The 14,156-nt window shown below is 41.0% G+C and carries 14 protein-coding genes; 9 read left to right on the top strand and 5 right to left on the bottom strand.

What is annotated here, in order from left to right:
- Positions 1-65: 65 nt before the first annotated feature.
- Positions 66-971 carry a WYL domain-containing protein gene (locus CXF95_RS20460; protein ID WP_101200425.1) on the top strand — a complete coding sequence of 302 codons (906 nt, stop codon included), beginning with the start codon at positions 66-68 and terminating at the stop codon, positions 969-971.
- Between the two features lie 22 nt (positions 972-993).
- On the opposite strand, the gene CXF95_RS20455 is transcribed toward CXF95_RS20460, so the two are convergent.
- Positions 994-1,545, bottom strand: coding sequence for an AAA family ATPase (locus CXF95_RS20455; protein WP_101200424.1), 552 nt, complete (start codon positions 1,543-1,545; stop codon positions 994-996).
- Positions 1,546-1,821: 276 nt separating this feature from the next.
- On the opposite strand from CXF95_RS20455, the gene serA reads away from it, so the two are divergent.
- Complete coding sequence (serA, locus tag CXF95_RS20450) at positions 1,822-3,051, top strand: phosphoglycerate dehydrogenase (protein ID WP_101200423.1); 1,230 nt, start codon at positions 1,822-1,824, stop codon at positions 3,049-3,051.
- Positions 3,052-3,382: 331 nt separating this feature from the next.
- Here serA and CXF95_RS20440 read toward each other — a convergent pair whose 3' ends face one another.
- Entirely contained in the window at positions 3,383-4,111 is a 729-nt protein-coding gene (locus CXF95_RS20440) for a 16S rRNA (uracil(1498)-N(3))-methyltransferase (protein WP_101200422.1), read from the bottom strand.
- 136 nt (positions 4,112-4,247) lie between these two features.
- Complete coding sequence (locus CXF95_RS30060; RefSeq protein ID WP_198556656.1) at positions 4,248-4,418, bottom strand: hypothetical protein; 171 nt, start codon at positions 4,416-4,418, stop codon at positions 4,248-4,250.
- 310 nt (positions 4,419-4,728) lie between these two features.
- On the opposite strand from CXF95_RS30060, the gene CXF95_RS20435 reads away from it, so the two are divergent.
- Entirely contained in the window at positions 4,729-5,553 is an 825-nt protein-coding gene (locus CXF95_RS20435; protein WP_101200421.1) for a mechanosensitive ion channel family protein, read from the top strand.
- 66 nt (positions 5,554-5,619) lie between these two features.
- Here CXF95_RS20435 and CXF95_RS20430 read toward each other — a convergent pair whose 3' ends face one another.
- The gene (locus CXF95_RS20430; RefSeq protein WP_198556655.1) at positions 5,620-6,420 is read right to left on the bottom strand and encodes a M48 family metallopeptidase; all 801 of its coding nucleotides are present in this window, start codon (positions 6,418-6,420) and stop codon (positions 5,620-5,622) included.
- Between the two features lie 67 nt (positions 6,421-6,487).
- On the opposite strand from CXF95_RS20430, the gene CXF95_RS20425 reads away from it, so the two are divergent.
- Positions 6,488-6,817 (top strand): hypothetical protein, encoded by a 330-nt coding sequence (locus CXF95_RS20425; protein WP_101200419.1) that lies wholly within the window; start codon positions 6,488-6,490, stop codon positions 6,815-6,817.
- A 31-nt stretch (positions 6,818-6,848) separates the two neighbouring features.
- On the opposite strand, the gene metK is transcribed toward CXF95_RS20425, so the two are convergent.
- Positions 6,849-7,994, bottom strand: a complete 1,146-nt coding sequence (metK, locus tag CXF95_RS20420; protein WP_101200418.1) for a methionine adenosyltransferase — start codon at positions 7,992-7,994, stop codon at positions 6,849-6,851.
- 269 nt (positions 7,995-8,263) lie between these two features.
- On the opposite strand from metK, the gene tkt reads away from it, so the two are divergent.
- The 5 genes from tkt to CXF95_RS20395 all read left to right on the top strand — a co-directional run bounded on the left by tkt (position 8,264) and on the right by CXF95_RS20395 (position 14,058).
- A complete protein-coding gene (gene tkt, locus CXF95_RS20415; RefSeq protein ID WP_101200417.1) occupies positions 8,264-10,261 on the top strand; it encodes a transketolase in 1,998 nt (665 codons plus the stop codon).
- Positions 10,262-10,371: 110 nt separating this feature from the next.
- Positions 10,372-11,385, top strand: a complete 1,014-nt coding sequence (gene epd / locus CXF95_RS20410; RefSeq protein ID WP_101200416.1) for an erythrose-4-phosphate dehydrogenase — start codon at positions 10,372-10,374, stop codon at positions 11,383-11,385.
- Between the two features lie 36 nt (positions 11,386-11,421).
- Positions 11,422-12,585, top strand: coding sequence for a phosphoglycerate kinase (locus tag CXF95_RS20405; RefSeq protein WP_101200415.1), 1,164 nt, complete (start codon positions 11,422-11,424; stop codon positions 12,583-12,585).
- A 121-nt stretch (positions 12,586-12,706) separates the two neighbouring features.
- On the top strand, positions 12,707-13,606 hold the full coding sequence (locus CXF95_RS20400) for a fructose bisphosphate aldolase (RefSeq protein WP_101200414.1): 900 nt from the start codon (positions 12,707-12,709) through the stop codon (positions 13,604-13,606).
- Positions 13,607-13,719: 113 nt separating this feature from the next.
- Entirely contained in the window at positions 13,720-14,058 is a 339-nt protein-coding gene (locus tag CXF95_RS20395) for a hypothetical protein (protein ID WP_101200413.1), read from the top strand.
- Positions 14,059-14,156: the final 98 nt, after the last annotated feature.

The following is a 14,156-nucleotide window of genomic DNA, read 5'->3' as shown; positions in this document are numbered from 1 at the left end:
AATGATTGCATTGAGTGGAAAACTCACTTATTCTTTTACGATCTAGTCATTATGAGTCTATCCTGATGGAATACCAGAATAATTTAAATGAATTACAAATAGAAAAAAAACTAGCAGGGTTAACCCATGCACAATCAGACCGTTTGGCATTTATTGATTTTAGTCTGCAGTTTTTTGGTCATATTGCTCGTACAGACTTGATCCAACGTTTTAAAACGGGGTTGGCAGCCAGTACACGGGACTTCAGTACTTATAAAGAACTTGCCCCACATAATCTTATTTTACGACATCAAACTAAAAGTTATCATCGAACGGATGCTTTTCAACCCGTATATAAACATGATCCAGAGGTGATTTTAATGTCCCTCAGTCGTGGATTTGGTAATGGAATTTCTACTGGTGTACAGCCCTCTGAGCAGTGTTTTGATGCGGTCAGGCTGATACATCCGAATGTAGCCATAATTGCCAGTATCATGCGAGCTATTCATAATAAACAAGGGATCAAGTGTGGTTATGTGTCAGTCTCATCAGGTGAAACAGAGCGAGCGTTAGTACCTCACTCAATTATCAACAATGGTCATCGCTGGCATGTGCGTGCTTATGATCGAAAGAGCAATAGTTTTCGGGATTTTGTATCCACCCGTTTTACTTTTGTCGATTCTATCCAAGGGCCTGTTCATGTGCATGAAGCCAGTCCTTATGATCAGCAATGGCAACTAATTGTGAATATTGTGCTTGTTCCCCATCCTAAGATTAAGCAGTCGAAGGCGATTGAGATGGATTACAACATGGCGGATGGGAAACTTTCGATACGCTTAAGAGCCGCCGTTGCTGCTTATGTATTAAGGCAATGGCAGGTGGATTGTTCAGCGGATCACACCGACAATCATCAAGGGTGCCAGTTGGCATTGGCTAACCCTGAAGTACTTGAATTAATTAAAAACATTTCTTTGGCTCCAGGAGCGGTATAGAACAATTCAATCGGCAGTGGTACTAGCGAAATGATATAACACTATCTACTGCATATTGGAGCATTTCCAACTTAGGTTTTTCTGTTAATGAAAGTATCGATAAGCCAGGGTATTGAGATAAACATTTGAGCACATAACTGACTTCTTGATTGGCATATTCGTGATGTGCATCTTTAACCTCTGAGCGCCTAGAGAACAAAACGTCAGCTTTATCGAAGAATAATATCCAGCTCTGTGATCCAGCCTGTGCTATGAGTTTTGAAAGGTGTTTCTCGGTTTTTCCAATATATTTATCCACCAATCGTTGACAGTCAATGAAACAGACTGATTGTTGAGAATGGTAAGCAAGTTGATTCAGTTCCATGGCCTTATCGGCATTATGGTCTCCATAAAAAACCAGCGTGGTGTTGATTTTTTTTGCTGTCTTATGCCTCGTGTCTCTTAATTTATCTGTGTCGTCTTGATTTATAGCTACGTCCCGTGTCGGTGCAATAGGCTTAGATAACATATGGATAAAAGAAGTTGGTCCACTGTGATATTCACTAAATACGGTTTTGTAGGCTGTGATTGCCACTAGCGTTCTCCTCGATTTATGGCCTTATGAAACACTTTAAAGTTGATGTTTATCTATAGCAAATCCACAACATTGGATTACGTTCTAATGCTTAACGCTGGAATCATTGGTAGATAACTAGGCCGTTAAACATATTGTGCATAAACAATAACTATAAATCCGCTTTTTTAATATGGCTTTAGTCATAATTGCCTTTCTAAACAGGCAGATTTCTGGTATTTTCTTCACCAAATAGACGTCCAGATGTCTCAAATTAAACTGCTACGTAGGAATATCATGAGCAAAGTGTCGTTGCCGAAAGAAAAAATCAAAATATTACTACTGGAAGGTCTTCATCAAAGTACCTTGGATACCCTTCATGCCAATGGGTATGAAAACATTGAGTATCTGAAAACATCACTCCCTGAAGATGAATTGATTGCCAAAATTAAAGATGTACATTTTGTTGGTATTCGTTCCAGAACTCAGTTGAATGAGAAGGTTATTGACGCTGCTAATAAGTTAGTGGCTGTAGGTTGTTTTTGTATTGGTACTAACCAAGTTGACTTGTTGGCTGCACAAATACGAGGCATACCTGTTTTTAATGCGCCTTTTTCAAATACTCGTTCAGTTGCTGAGTTGGCCCTTGCTCAAATTATTTTGCTTTTACGTGGCGTGCCAGCGAGAAATGCGAAGGCACATAAGGGCATTTGGGATAAAAGCGCGGTGGGCTCTTTTGAAGCACGGGGTAAAACCTTGGGTATTATTGGTTACGGCCACATCGGCACACAATTAAGTATTTTAGCTGAGCATCTTGGAATGCGTGTGCAGTTTTTTGATATTGAAAATAAACTAGTCTTAGGTAACTCAACACAAACTAAAACCTTAAAACAATTATTAAATACTTCTGATGTCGTTACCCTTCACGTACCTGAGACGATAGAAACTCAAAGCATGATCGGTGCTAAAGAGTTAGCCATGATGAAAGATGGTGCAATTCTAATAAATGCTTCCAGAGGAACTGTCATTGAGATAGATGCCTTGGTCGATGCCCTGAAAAGTGGCAAATTAGCCGGTGCAGCTATCGATGTATTCCCAGTAGAACCGAAGTCGAATAACGAGATGTTTGAATCACCACTGACCCAGTTTGATAATGTTATCTTGACACCCCACGTAGGTGGAAGTACCCAAGAAGCCCAGCAAAATATTGGCATCGAAGTGGCTGGTAAATTGGCCAAGTACAGTGATAATGGTTCGACTTTGTCGGCAGTTAATTTCCCAGAAGTCTCTTTACCTGAGCAATCTGATCGCTCACGCTTATTACATATTCATAAAAATGCGCCGGGTGTGTTAACACAAATTAACCAAGCATTTGCACAAAAAGGTTTGAATATTGCGGCGCAATATCTACAAACCAATCAAAACATTGGTTACGTAGTGATCGATGTTGAAACGGACGATGCAGCAGAAGCATTTGAGCAACTACAAAAAATTGATGGCACGATTAAGACCAGAATTCTGCATTAACTTACGGGTAGTTGCCCACAGCCAAAACTAAACAATGCCTGCTAATTTAGCGGGCATTTTTAATTTCGAGGGATGAAGTATTAAAACTAGAAAGGGTGGGATTAAACAGGAAATGCAATAGTAAACTCTACCCCTTTGCCTAATTCAGACCGGCAATCAATGGTTCCTCGAAGTACTTTCATAACGATGTTGTTACAGATATGCATACCTAGCCCACAACTTTCTGGTATTGTCTTCACTAGAGAGTTGCATAGATTTTATTATTTTTATTAGCACTACACTTAATCAAATAATCTATCATATTTTGAGCAATGTAACCTTATCAGACTTTTTATAGATCCCCGTGTATTGCCTGTAGAGCTGATATGGCACTGATTGCAGCTGTTTCAGTGCGTAAAACCCTTGGTCCCAGTTGAATAGTCTGAAATCCATTTTGTTCGGTTTTGTAAATTTCTTGGTCTGAAAAACCACCTTCTGGACCAATCAATAATCTGACTCCAGCAGGGGGCATAGACACATGTCTAAAGGCTTTTTCAGCTCTTGGGTGCAAGGTAAGACGGATTTGGTTAGTGGATAAATTTATCCAGTCTGTAAATAAACTAGGCGCATGTATAACCGGTAATACATTTCTGCCACATTGCTCACAGGCTGCAATGGCTAATTTTTGCCACTGCTCATGTTTCTTAGACCACCTGTCCGGACTTAGTTTCACACCACAGCGTTCTGTAATAAGTGGCGTGATTTCAGTGACACCTAATTCGACAGACTTTTGGATCACCCATTCCATTCTGTCGCCTCGAGAAATACCTTGGCCTAGATGAATACTAAGTGGTGATTCGATGCTGATTGAAATCTTAGAATCTATATGAACGACTACCTTACGTTTGGCCACTTCAAATAGCTCGGCACTATATTCGCTTCCATCACCATTGAATAACACTACGGCTTGTCCAGTTTTAGCCCGTAAAACATTAGCCACGTGATTAGTCGCATCATCAGTCAAAGTGACATAAGTGTCGGTAGATAACTCAAAAGGGTAATAAATTCTGCTGATGCGCATGTGGTTACTCGGTTAGGGTTTTATAAATGGTATCAACAGTGTGAAAATTAAAGAAGAGATAAAATGCGGGAGGGATAAACAGAATAGTACTAAGCGTCGGCAGATGGTTCAGTTCTGCCTAGCTTCTAATTATTGTTCAGTTAATTTCAATCACTTCCGACGTATCCATAGACTGAGACGTATCTTGATTTTGGGCTATGGCGTTAGCACCTTTTCGAGCAAATTTAGTGTTTTTTCCCTTTTCTCTAGACATTGAAAAAGCTAAAAGTAAAACCAAAGAAATAACTAACAGACTGACTAGTAACATTTTCAATTCCTTTAAAAATATTAGAACAATTAGAACAATTAAAACAAGTGATATGCATCATAGCACTAAATTTTTTTATATTTAAAACAATTAATTAAATTAAACGAATTGTGCTGAACATTTAACTTCGCACAAATATAGGCTAATTAAATGACAGATTGATGAAGGGGTTTAATTAAATCTAAAAATCTTATAAAAATAGACTTTTGTATTATTGAAAGATAAAACATTTCATCTATTATAATCTCGGTATGAAGGATTTCATCACAATAGTCATATTATTTAATTATTACAAAGGTTGGAGATAAAAATGTTTGGATTTGACACGGAAAAAATGTCTCAGATGATGGATACCTATATTATCCCTTGGGGAATTAATATAGTCATGGCGATTGCCATATACATTATTGGTAAGATTGTTGTTGGCATATTGGTGAATGTGCTTGGCAAAGTCATGATTCGTTCTCAGTATGACGACATGTTGATTGACTTTGTTAAAGCGATTGCAAGAGCAGTGCTAATGCTGTTCGTCATTATTGCGGCACTAGATCAATTAAATGTCAATACCACTTCTTTAGCAGCCATTTTAGCTGCAGCTGGCTTAGCTATTGGTTTATCGTTACAAGGTTCGTTGCAGAATTTCGCTTCAGGTGTCATGTTACTGGTATTCAAACCGTTTAAAGCCGGTGATTTCATCGAGGCCGGTGGCGCAACGGGTGTGGTTAAAAGTATCAGTATTTTCACCACTATTATGACCACAGGTGATAATAAGGAAATCATCGTACCAAATGGTGGTATTTATGGCGGTAATATTACTAACTATTCTGCCAAAGAGACACGTCGAGTCGATATGGTTGTAGGTATTGGTTACGACAGTGATTTGAAAAAAGCCAAAGAAATACTCAATGAAATGGTTGCTGCCGATGATCGTATCTTAAAAGATCCTGCTCCTACTGTTGCAGTGGCGGAATTGGCGGATAGCAGTGTTAATTTTGTCGTGCGTCCTTGGGTGGCTTCTGCTGACTATTGGGGAGTGAAGTTTGACTTTAATGAAGCGGTTAAATTACGTTTTGACGCTGAAGGTATTTCTATCCCATTCCCACAAATGGACGTACATGTTCACAAAAACGACTAATATTTATATGTAATAAAAATGCCGCCCTAGTATTAAATAGCGGCATTTTTTTGTCTCCTAAAAGAACTAAATTTTACAGTTTGGTTTATTTGTTGCTAAGCGATAGCCTTTTAACGCTTTTGGCATATTATTCGCTAAATTTTCTATACGGGTTGCAGGCAGTGGGTGAGTGGATAGCAGTTCTGGTTGGCGATTGTCGCCACTGGCTTTGGCCATGTTCTGCCATAGGTTGATTGACTGCTGGGGATCAAAGCCTGCTTTGGCCATTAGGTCTAACCCTATTAAGTCCGCCTCTGATTCATGAGTACGACCGAATGGTAATTGTACGCCAACTTGCACACCCAACCCTAAGCCAGCCATGATCATATTACTGCTGGCTATTTCATTTGCTTTTAATAGTTGATTAGTGACTTCCATTCCTACGCCAATAAGAGCGCTGCTGGACATTCTTTCATTACCATGTTCAGCAATGACATGACCCACTTCATGACCAATTACCGCAGCAAGTTGGTGTTGATTTTCGGTCAGTTCAATTAAGCCTGTGTATACGCCAATCTTGCCACCAGGCAAAGCAAACGCATTAATTTGCTCAGAGTCAAATACCACTAGCTCCCAAACACCTGCAAACACTGATTTGGGTACATGTTGTGTAATTGCGTCTGCAATACACTTAACATATTGGTTGGACACCGTCTGACTGGAAATTTTTTGTTCTGTTTTCATACCTGCAAAAGCCTGTTCGCCCATTCCTGCCAACTGAGAGCTTGAATATAATTTGAGTTGATTCCGCCCTAGAGGCGATTTGGCACAGGATGAAAGGCATGTAGTGAAGATAAGAATTAAGCACAAGTATTGAGTACATCGCATGGAAATTTTACTTTAAGTCTAATGATGGGGTGATCATACCTTGAAATAGGCAATCGATTAAGCATCTGTGCAGTTAATTATATTTATTCCTAAATCCATTATTACTTTAAAACTACCATATACAAATTTTCGCTGTTCTTTCAACACTGTTAAGCGTGGCTTACTCACATCTTTATTTGAGGGGGATACCAATGGTTATGAATATCCATTGGCGGCGGTAGATGGTGATCTTGTTAGTGTGATTTCAGAAGATAAATCAGCGGAACAAGGACAATGCGTGAGTGTTAGGGTAGCGGGTGACGTGCGAATTAGATTAGAGCTATGGCCGCTTGTGAAGAAGCCGCACAAGAATATCCTCAGGCTAATATCTGACCGAAACAAAAAAGCCTCAGAGTGAGGCTTTTTTGTTTCGGTCAGATTTTTAAAAATTAAATACTCGCTTTGAGGCGTTCAGCCACATCTGTTTTTTCCCAAGGAAATTCTTCTCTTCCAAAGTGTCCATATGCTGCGGTTGCTAGATAGATCGGTCGTTCTAAGTCGAGCATTTTAAGCAGCCCAAAAGGTCTAAGTTCGAAGTTGTCACGGACCAACTTAACCAATAATGAATCAGAAACTTTACCTGTGCCAAAAGTATCAATATTAATAGATGTGGGTTCTGCTACACCAATGGCGTAAGACAATTGAATTTCACATTTATCGGCTAGTCCAGCCGCCACTATATTTTTTGCTACGTAACGTCCTGCATACGCCGCTGATCTGTCGACTTTTGATGGATCTTTACCAGAAAATGCACCACCACCATGTCTTGCCATGCCGCCATAGGTATCGACAATTATTTTACGACCCGTTAAACCACAATCGCCCATTGGGCCTCCAATCACAAAGCGACCTGTTGGGTTGATAAAAAATTTGGTCTTTTTGCTCAGCCACTTTTCAGGTAATACTGGCTTAATAATTTCTTCCATCACGGCTTCACGCAGATCTGCTGTGCTAATACTTTCATCATGTTGAGTTGACAGCACCACTGCATCAATAGCAACGGGTTGATTATTTTCGTAGATAAAAGTCACTTGGCTTTTTGCATCAGGCCGCAACCAACTTAGTGTGCCATTTTTACGTACTTCGGACTGGCGTTTTACTAAGCGGTGAGAATAAGTAATAGGTGCAGGCATCAACACATCTGTTTCATTACTTGCATAACCAAACATTAAACCTTGGTCTCCGGCGCCTTGTTCTTCTGGTGAGGTGCGGTCTACACCTTGATTAATATCAGGAGATTGTTTGCCTATAGCATTTAATACGGCGCATGAGTCTGCATCAAATCCCATATCTGAATGAACGTAGCCGATTTCTCTGACTGTTTTACGGGTGATTTCTTCTATATCTACCCATGCTGAGGTTGTGACTTCGCCACCCACTAACACCATTCCGGTTTTGACAAAAGTCTCGCAGGCCACTCTTGCCTTAGGATCTTGGGCCAAGATGGCGTCTAAAACGGCATCAGAAATTTGATCCGCAATTTTGTCGGGGTGTCCTTCCGATACAGATTCAGAAGTAAATAAGTGTGAGGTCATAAAAGTGCCTTGAGTCAAAGTCGTTATTCAGATTTATAGGTGTATTCTAACTATTCAAATACAAAATGCCAGTCTTTACTTCTAGACGTCCAAACGTCTATAAAGTTTATTCTGCTAAAGTGTAAACAAAAATTCATATGAAAATACCCATTCATAAAGGATTTAGCATTGCAGTTACTGGCTAGCTAATACAAAATGCAGAGCTAACTTAGGTGCCTGTAGCGTTGAGTTACGGTTAACCATTATTATTGGATCAGTCAGGAGACTACATGTCGTCATCACGTCGAGAACTCGCCAACGCCATTCGCGCCCTTAGTATGGATGCCGTTCAACAAGCTAACTCAGGTCACCCAGGTGCACCCATGGGCATGGCTGACATTGCGCAAGTGTTGTGGGCAGATCATATGCAACATAATCCAAGCAATCCTGATTGGGCTAACAGAGACAGGTTTGTATTATCCAACGGCCACGGCTCGATGTTGATCTATTCTCTATTACATCTAACTGGTTATGCATTACCCATCGAAGAGTTAAAAAATTTTCGTCAATTGCATTCTAAAACGCCGGGTCATCCAGAATATGGTTATGCACCGGGTGTTGAAACTACCACTGGACCTTTGGGGCAGGGGCTGAGTAATGCCGTGGGTATGGCGATTGCCGAAAAAACCTTAGCTGCCCAGTTTAATCAACCAAATTTTGATGTGGTCGATCATTATACTTATTGTTTCTTAGGCGATGGATGTTTGATGGAAGGTATTTCTCACGAAGTATGTTCTTTAGCAGGTACATTGGGTTTAGGTAAATTAGTCGCATTTTGGGATGACAACGGTATTTCAATCGATGGTCATGTGGAAGGTTGGTTCACTGATAACACTCCGGCTCGTTTTGAAGCCTATGGCTGGCACGTCATTGCAGACGTTGATGGACACGACTCTCAAGCTATTGCTGATGCGATTGCAGCCGCTAAAGTTGAAACTTCTAAACCTACGTTAATTTGTTGCAAAACGATTATAGGTTTTGGTTCGCCAAATAAATCAGGTAGCCACGACTGTCACGGAGCACCTCTAGGTCTAGAAGAAATTAAAGCGGCGCGTAAATTTCTTAATTGGCCATATGCTCCTTTTGAAATTCCTGCAGAGGTTTACGCTGGCTGGGATGCAAAAGTTGCTGGTGCAGAAAAAGAACAAGTTTGGAATGAACAATTTACTGCATACCAACAAGCACATCCGGCACTAGCAGCAGAACTCACGCGCCGTTTGGCCGGTGACTTACCTGCTGACTTTGCTGAAAAAGCGGATGCGTTTATTCAACAATCACAAGACAAAGCTGAAAATGTGGCTAGCCGTAAAGCTTCGCAAAATTCAATTGAAACCTTCGCAACTCTGTTGCCTGAAGTGTTAGGTGGTTCAGCTGATTTAGCCGGCTCTAACCTTACTATCTGGTCTGGTACCCAAGGAATTTCAGCTGATGATGCCAGCGGCAACTATATCTATTATGGTGTCCGTGAATTTGGTATGAGCGGCATCATGAATGGTATCGGCCTACACGGTGGATTCCGTCCGTTTGGCGCTACCTTCTTAATGTTTATGGAATATGCCCGTAACGCTGTGCGTATGGCTTCATTAATGGGTATTCCAAATATCTTTGTGTATACCCATGACTCTATTGGTCAAGGCGAAGACGGTCCTACTCACCAACCTATCGAGCAAATTGCCAACTTACGCCTTACGCCAAACCTTACTACATGGCGTCCTTGTGATGCTGCAGAAACAGCCGTTGCATGGAAATCTGCTCTTGAACGAAAAGACGGCCCATCGGCATTAGTCTTTAGTCGTCAAGGTTTGCCTGCTCAACCACGTAATGCCGAGCAATTATCTCATGTTGCTAAAGGGGGTTATGTATTAAAAGATTGTGCCGGTACGCCTGATGTAATCTTAATCGCCACAGGCTCTGAAGTGGGCATCACCGTGGCAGCGGCTGAGCAATTGTCTGCTACAGGCATGGCAGTGCGTGTTGTGTCTATGCCAAGTACATCAGTTTTTGATAAGCAAGACGCCGATTACCGAGAGTCTGTATTACCAAGGTCTGTGACAAAACGTGTAGCGGTCGAAGCGGCTCATGTGGATTTTTGGCATAAATATGTTGGATTTGGTGGGACTGTTGTGGGAATGTCCACCTTCGGTGAATCTGCACCGGGTGCCGCATTATTGGAATACTTCGGTATCACCACAGAGGCAGTAGTTAAGGCTGCTAAAGGTTTAAACTAAGAGCCTATTCAATATACAAAGGCGCTTTTTAGCGCCTTTGTTCTAAGGTATTTATTATTAGAAGAAGTGTCAGGTGAGCTTGCTCACCTTGAATCAAGTTAAAGAGTGTTATGTTACGAATTGCAATTAATGGTTTTGGCCGTATAGGCCGCAACGTTGTCAGAGCTTTATATGAAAGCGGCCGCAATACTGATATAAAAGTGGTGGCGATTAATGAGTTAGCCGAGCCAAATGGCATTGCACACTTGCTCAAGTACGATACGTCCCATGGACGATTTGGTTTTTCTGTTGATTTACAAGCAAAACGTCTGATTGTTGCAGGAGATGAAATTCTGTTACTACAGCATGAAAACATTGCAGATCTTCCTTGGCAACAACTTGATATTGATTTGGTGCTTGAATGCTCGGGTGTGCATAATGATAGAGCCGCTGGCAAAGCGCATTTAGATCAAGGCGCCAAAAAAGTGTTGTTTTCACAGCCTTGTGGACCTGATATGGATGCAACCGTGATTTATGGGATTAATGATCATCAGTTGAAAGCTGACGATTTCATTGTCTCCAGCGGTTCATGCACAACCAATTGTATTGTGCCTGTGATCCAAGTGTTGGATGACGCATTCAACGTGTTAAGCGGAACGATTACTACTATCCATTCGTCAATGCATGACCAACAAGTGATTGATGCATACCATACAGATTTGCGGCTTACTCGAGCGGCCAGTCAATCGATTATTCCTGTTGATACCAAGTTAGCGATAGGAATAGAACGAATTTTACCTAAATTTGCGGGTAAATTTGAAGCCATAGCAGTGCGAGTACCTACTATCAATGTTACGGCAATGGACTTAAGTGTCACTCTGGAAAAACACGTGTGTATTCATGAAGTGAATCAAGCACTCAAACAAGCCACAAAAGGGCGCTTAGAGGGGATTTTAAGCTACACTGAGGAACCTTTAGTATCGGTTGATTTTAATCACGATCCCCATTCTTGTATAGTAGATGGTAGTCAAACAAGAGTGAGTCACAAACAACTCGTTAAAACCTTGGTTTGGTGTGACAACGAATGGGGTTTTGCTAATAGAATGATTGATAATGCCAAGGCCATGTTCAACACAAAAAAATAAAGTCGAATTTAGAAACGATTATTTACAAGGTAAATTATGTCCATATTAAAAATGACCGAGCTTGATTTAGCCGGTAAAAGAGTATTAATACGTCAAGACCTAAACGTGCCTGTAAAAGATGGCGTAGTGACCTCTGACGCTCGCATTCGTGCTTCACTGCCGTCTATTACCGCTGCTTTAAAACAAGGAGCTAAGGTGATGATTATGTCACATCTTGGCCGTCCAACAGAAGGTGAACCTGCTGACGAGTTTTCATTGCTTCCCGTGGTTAATTATCTAAATGAAAAAACCGATCTGAATGTACGCTTAGCTAAAAATTATTTAGAGGGTGTAGACGTTAAGGAGGGCGAAGTAGTGGTGTTAGAAAACGTGCGTTTTAATGTCGGCGAAAAGAACGACGATGAAACCTTGGCCAAACAATATGCAGCCTTGTGCGACATTTATGTCATGGACGCATTCGGCACCGCCCATCGCGCCCAAGCTTCAACTCACGGTGTGGGTGTGTTTGCGCCAGTCGCCTGTGCCGGTCCATTACTGGTTGGTGAACTTGATGCATTAGCAAGTGCCCTAAATAACCCAAAACGTCCATTGGTGGCTATAGTGGGTGGCTCAAAAGTATCAACAAAATTGACTGTATTGGATGCCTTATCGAAAATTGCTGATCAGTTAATAGTGGGGGGGGGGATTTCAAACACCTTTATTGCAGCTCGTGGCTATAACGTTGGCCGGTCATTACATGAAGCAAATTTGATCCCAGAAGCCAAACGATTAATGGACTCCTTAGATATCCCAGAAACAGTGGATGTGCGTGTTGGCAAACACTTTTCTGAGTCAGAGCCTGCTGTAATAAAAGATGTTAGTGAAGTACAAGATGATGAAGAAATTATGGATTATGGCCCACAAACGGCTGAAAATGTGGCTGCGATTTTAAAGGGTGCTAAAACTATTCTATGGAATGGCCCTTGTGGTGTTTTTGAATTTGATAATTTCGCTAAAGGCACAGAAGTGGTGGCTCGTGCTATTGCTGATAGCGATGCGTTTTCAATAGCGGGTGGTGGTGATACATTAGCGGCGATTGATAAATGGAATTTGAGTGCCAAAATTTCTTATATTTCTACTGGTGGTGGTGCTTTTCTTGAGTTTGTGGAAGGCAAAGAGTTACCTGCAGTAGCGATGTTAGAAGCGAGAGCGGCTAAATAGCTAATTGACGAAAAACCTGAAATATAGTGACGAGAAGAGCTTTAGCTCTCGATGTATACCTTAAACCCTACGAGCCGTTGCGCACATCGGCTTAAAACACAATAAAAAAGGAGTGTTGCTCATGGCATCACATGCCCAACTAGATATGCTTGCAAAAATTGTTAACCAAAATGGATTTATCGCTGCATTAGACCAAAGTGGTGGCAGCACACCTAAAGCTTTAGGTTTGTATGGTGTAGATGAGTCTGAGTATCAAGGTGACGCAGAAATGTTCGCCAAAGTACATGAAATGCGCACTCGCATTATTACTTCAAGTGTATTCAACGGTGAACGTGTATTAGGCGCGATTTTGTTTGAAGATACCCTTGATAGAGATATTTTAGGTCAAAGTACTTCTAGCTACTTATGGAATGTCAAACAAGTTGTTCCTTTCCTGAAAGTCGACAAAGGTTTAGAAGCTGAAGTTAATGGAACCCAGCTTTTAAAAGCGATGCCTGACTTAGATAATTTATTGGCCAAAGCCAATGCCCAAAATGTGTTTGGAACTAAGATGCGCTCTGTGGTTAAGTTGGCAAATGCTGTGGGTGTTGAAGCTGTCATTGCGCAGCAATTTACGGTGGCTAAACAAATTTTAGCCACAGGCCTTATGCCAATTATTGAGCCTGAAGTGGATATTCACAGCCCTGAAAAAGCAGCTGCCGAAGCCTTGCTTAAAGCGTCAATCCTTACACATTTGGATAATTTAGCGACCGATCAGCAAGTGATGTTAAAACTGACCTTGCCTGAAACCGCTAACTTTTATCAAGACTTGGTGAATCATCCTAAAGTGTTAAAAGTTGTGGCATTATCTGGCGGTTATTCAAGAGAAGAGGCCAACACCAGATTGACAGAAAATAACGGCATGATTGCAAGTTTCTCACGTGCACTTTCCGAGGGGCTCAGTGCCAAACAAAGCGATGCCGAATTTGATGCCACTATGGACTCGTCTATCGAAAGCATTTATCAAGCCTCTAATAGCTAATTTTATTTTGTGAAAAGGGTCGGGTATTTTCCCGACTATTTTTGCTCGGAAGATTTGAGTGATTAGTTTATTATTTATTTTATTTGACCTTCGATGTACGAGAACTAATAAAGATGACCCATGATTTGCCTCTCCCTCTGTTTAAAAAGCTTACTGTGATATTTAGAGTTGAACCTGGATGTTTAGGCCCAGATGGCATTGATCATATCGAAGGCTTTTGTAAATTTGCCAAAAAAGAAGTTGCCGGATTAGATTCGGATTTTGTGCGCTGGGTCATCACTCCCCGTTATGATAAATCATTGCTCGAAACAGAATATAAAACCAATAACAAACGTCTTGATCATGACAAAGCTGAAAAATACCTAAGGGTGTTCGGTAAAGAACTTGTCGACTTTGAAGAACACCTACAAGACAAATTATCGATATTAATTGATCAATATCTTGGTCGCTAATTACATCTCCCAATTGTGTAAACAATAAGGAGTTATTCAGTAGACAGCAGACAAACGGCCTGATTAGTATTATGTTCGATGACTGATTGAGATACTGA

Origin of the sequence: Paraglaciecola sp. MB-3u-78 (assembly GCF_002835935.1) — a bacterium.
GTDB lineage: Bacteria > Pseudomonadota > Gammaproteobacteria > Enterobacterales > Alteromonadaceae > Paraglaciecola.
The sequence above is the reverse complement of the archived record's forward strand: the minus strand, read 5'-3'. Positions and strand labels throughout refer to the sequence as shown.

What these genes read in the sequence shown, in the direction of transcription:
- epd (WP_101200416.1), top strand. Translation starts at nt 10,372, where the DNA reads ATGTTACGAATTGCAATTAATGGTTTTGGCCGTATAGGCCGCAACGTT.
- CXF95_RS30060 (WP_198556656.1), bottom strand. Translation starts at nt 4,418, where the DNA reads ATGTTACTAGTCAGTCTGTTAGTTATTTCTTTGGTTTTACTTTTAGCT.
- CXF95_RS20435 (WP_101200421.1), top strand. Translation starts at nt 4,729, where the DNA reads ATGTTTGGATTTGACACGGAAAAAATGTCTCAGATGATGGATACCTAT.
- metK (WP_101200418.1), bottom strand. Translation starts at nt 7,994, where the DNA reads ATGACCTCACACTTATTTACTTCTGAATCTGTATCGGAAGGACACCCC.
- CXF95_RS20395 (WP_101200413.1), top strand. Translation starts at nt 13,720, where the DNA reads ATGACCCATGATTTGCCTCTCCCTCTGTTTAAAAAGCTTACTGTGATA.
- CXF95_RS20430 (WP_198556655.1), bottom strand. Translation starts at nt 6,420, where the DNA reads ATGCGATGTACTCAATACTTGTGCTTAATTCTTATCTTCACTACATGC.
- serA (WP_101200423.1), top strand. Translation starts at nt 1,822, where the DNA reads ATGAGCAAAGTGTCGTTGCCGAAAGAAAAAATCAAAATATTACTACTG.
- tkt (WP_101200417.1), top strand. Translation starts at nt 8,264, where the DNA reads ATGTCGTCATCACGTCGAGAACTCGCCAACGCCATTCGCGCCCTTAGT.
- CXF95_RS20400 (WP_101200414.1), top strand. Translation starts at nt 12,707, where the DNA reads ATGGCATCACATGCCCAACTAGATATGCTTGCAAAAATTGTTAACCAA.
- CXF95_RS20440 (WP_101200422.1), bottom strand. Translation starts at nt 4,111, where the DNA reads ATGCGCATCAGCAGAATTTATTACCCTTTTGAGTTATCTACCGACACT.
- CXF95_RS20405 (WP_101200415.1), top strand. Translation starts at nt 11,422, where the DNA reads ATGTCCATATTAAAAATGACCGAGCTTGATTTAGCCGGTAAAAGAGTA.
- CXF95_RS20460 (WP_101200425.1), top strand. Translation starts at nt 66, where the DNA reads ATGGAATACCAGAATAATTTAAATGAATTACAAATAGAAAAAAAACTA.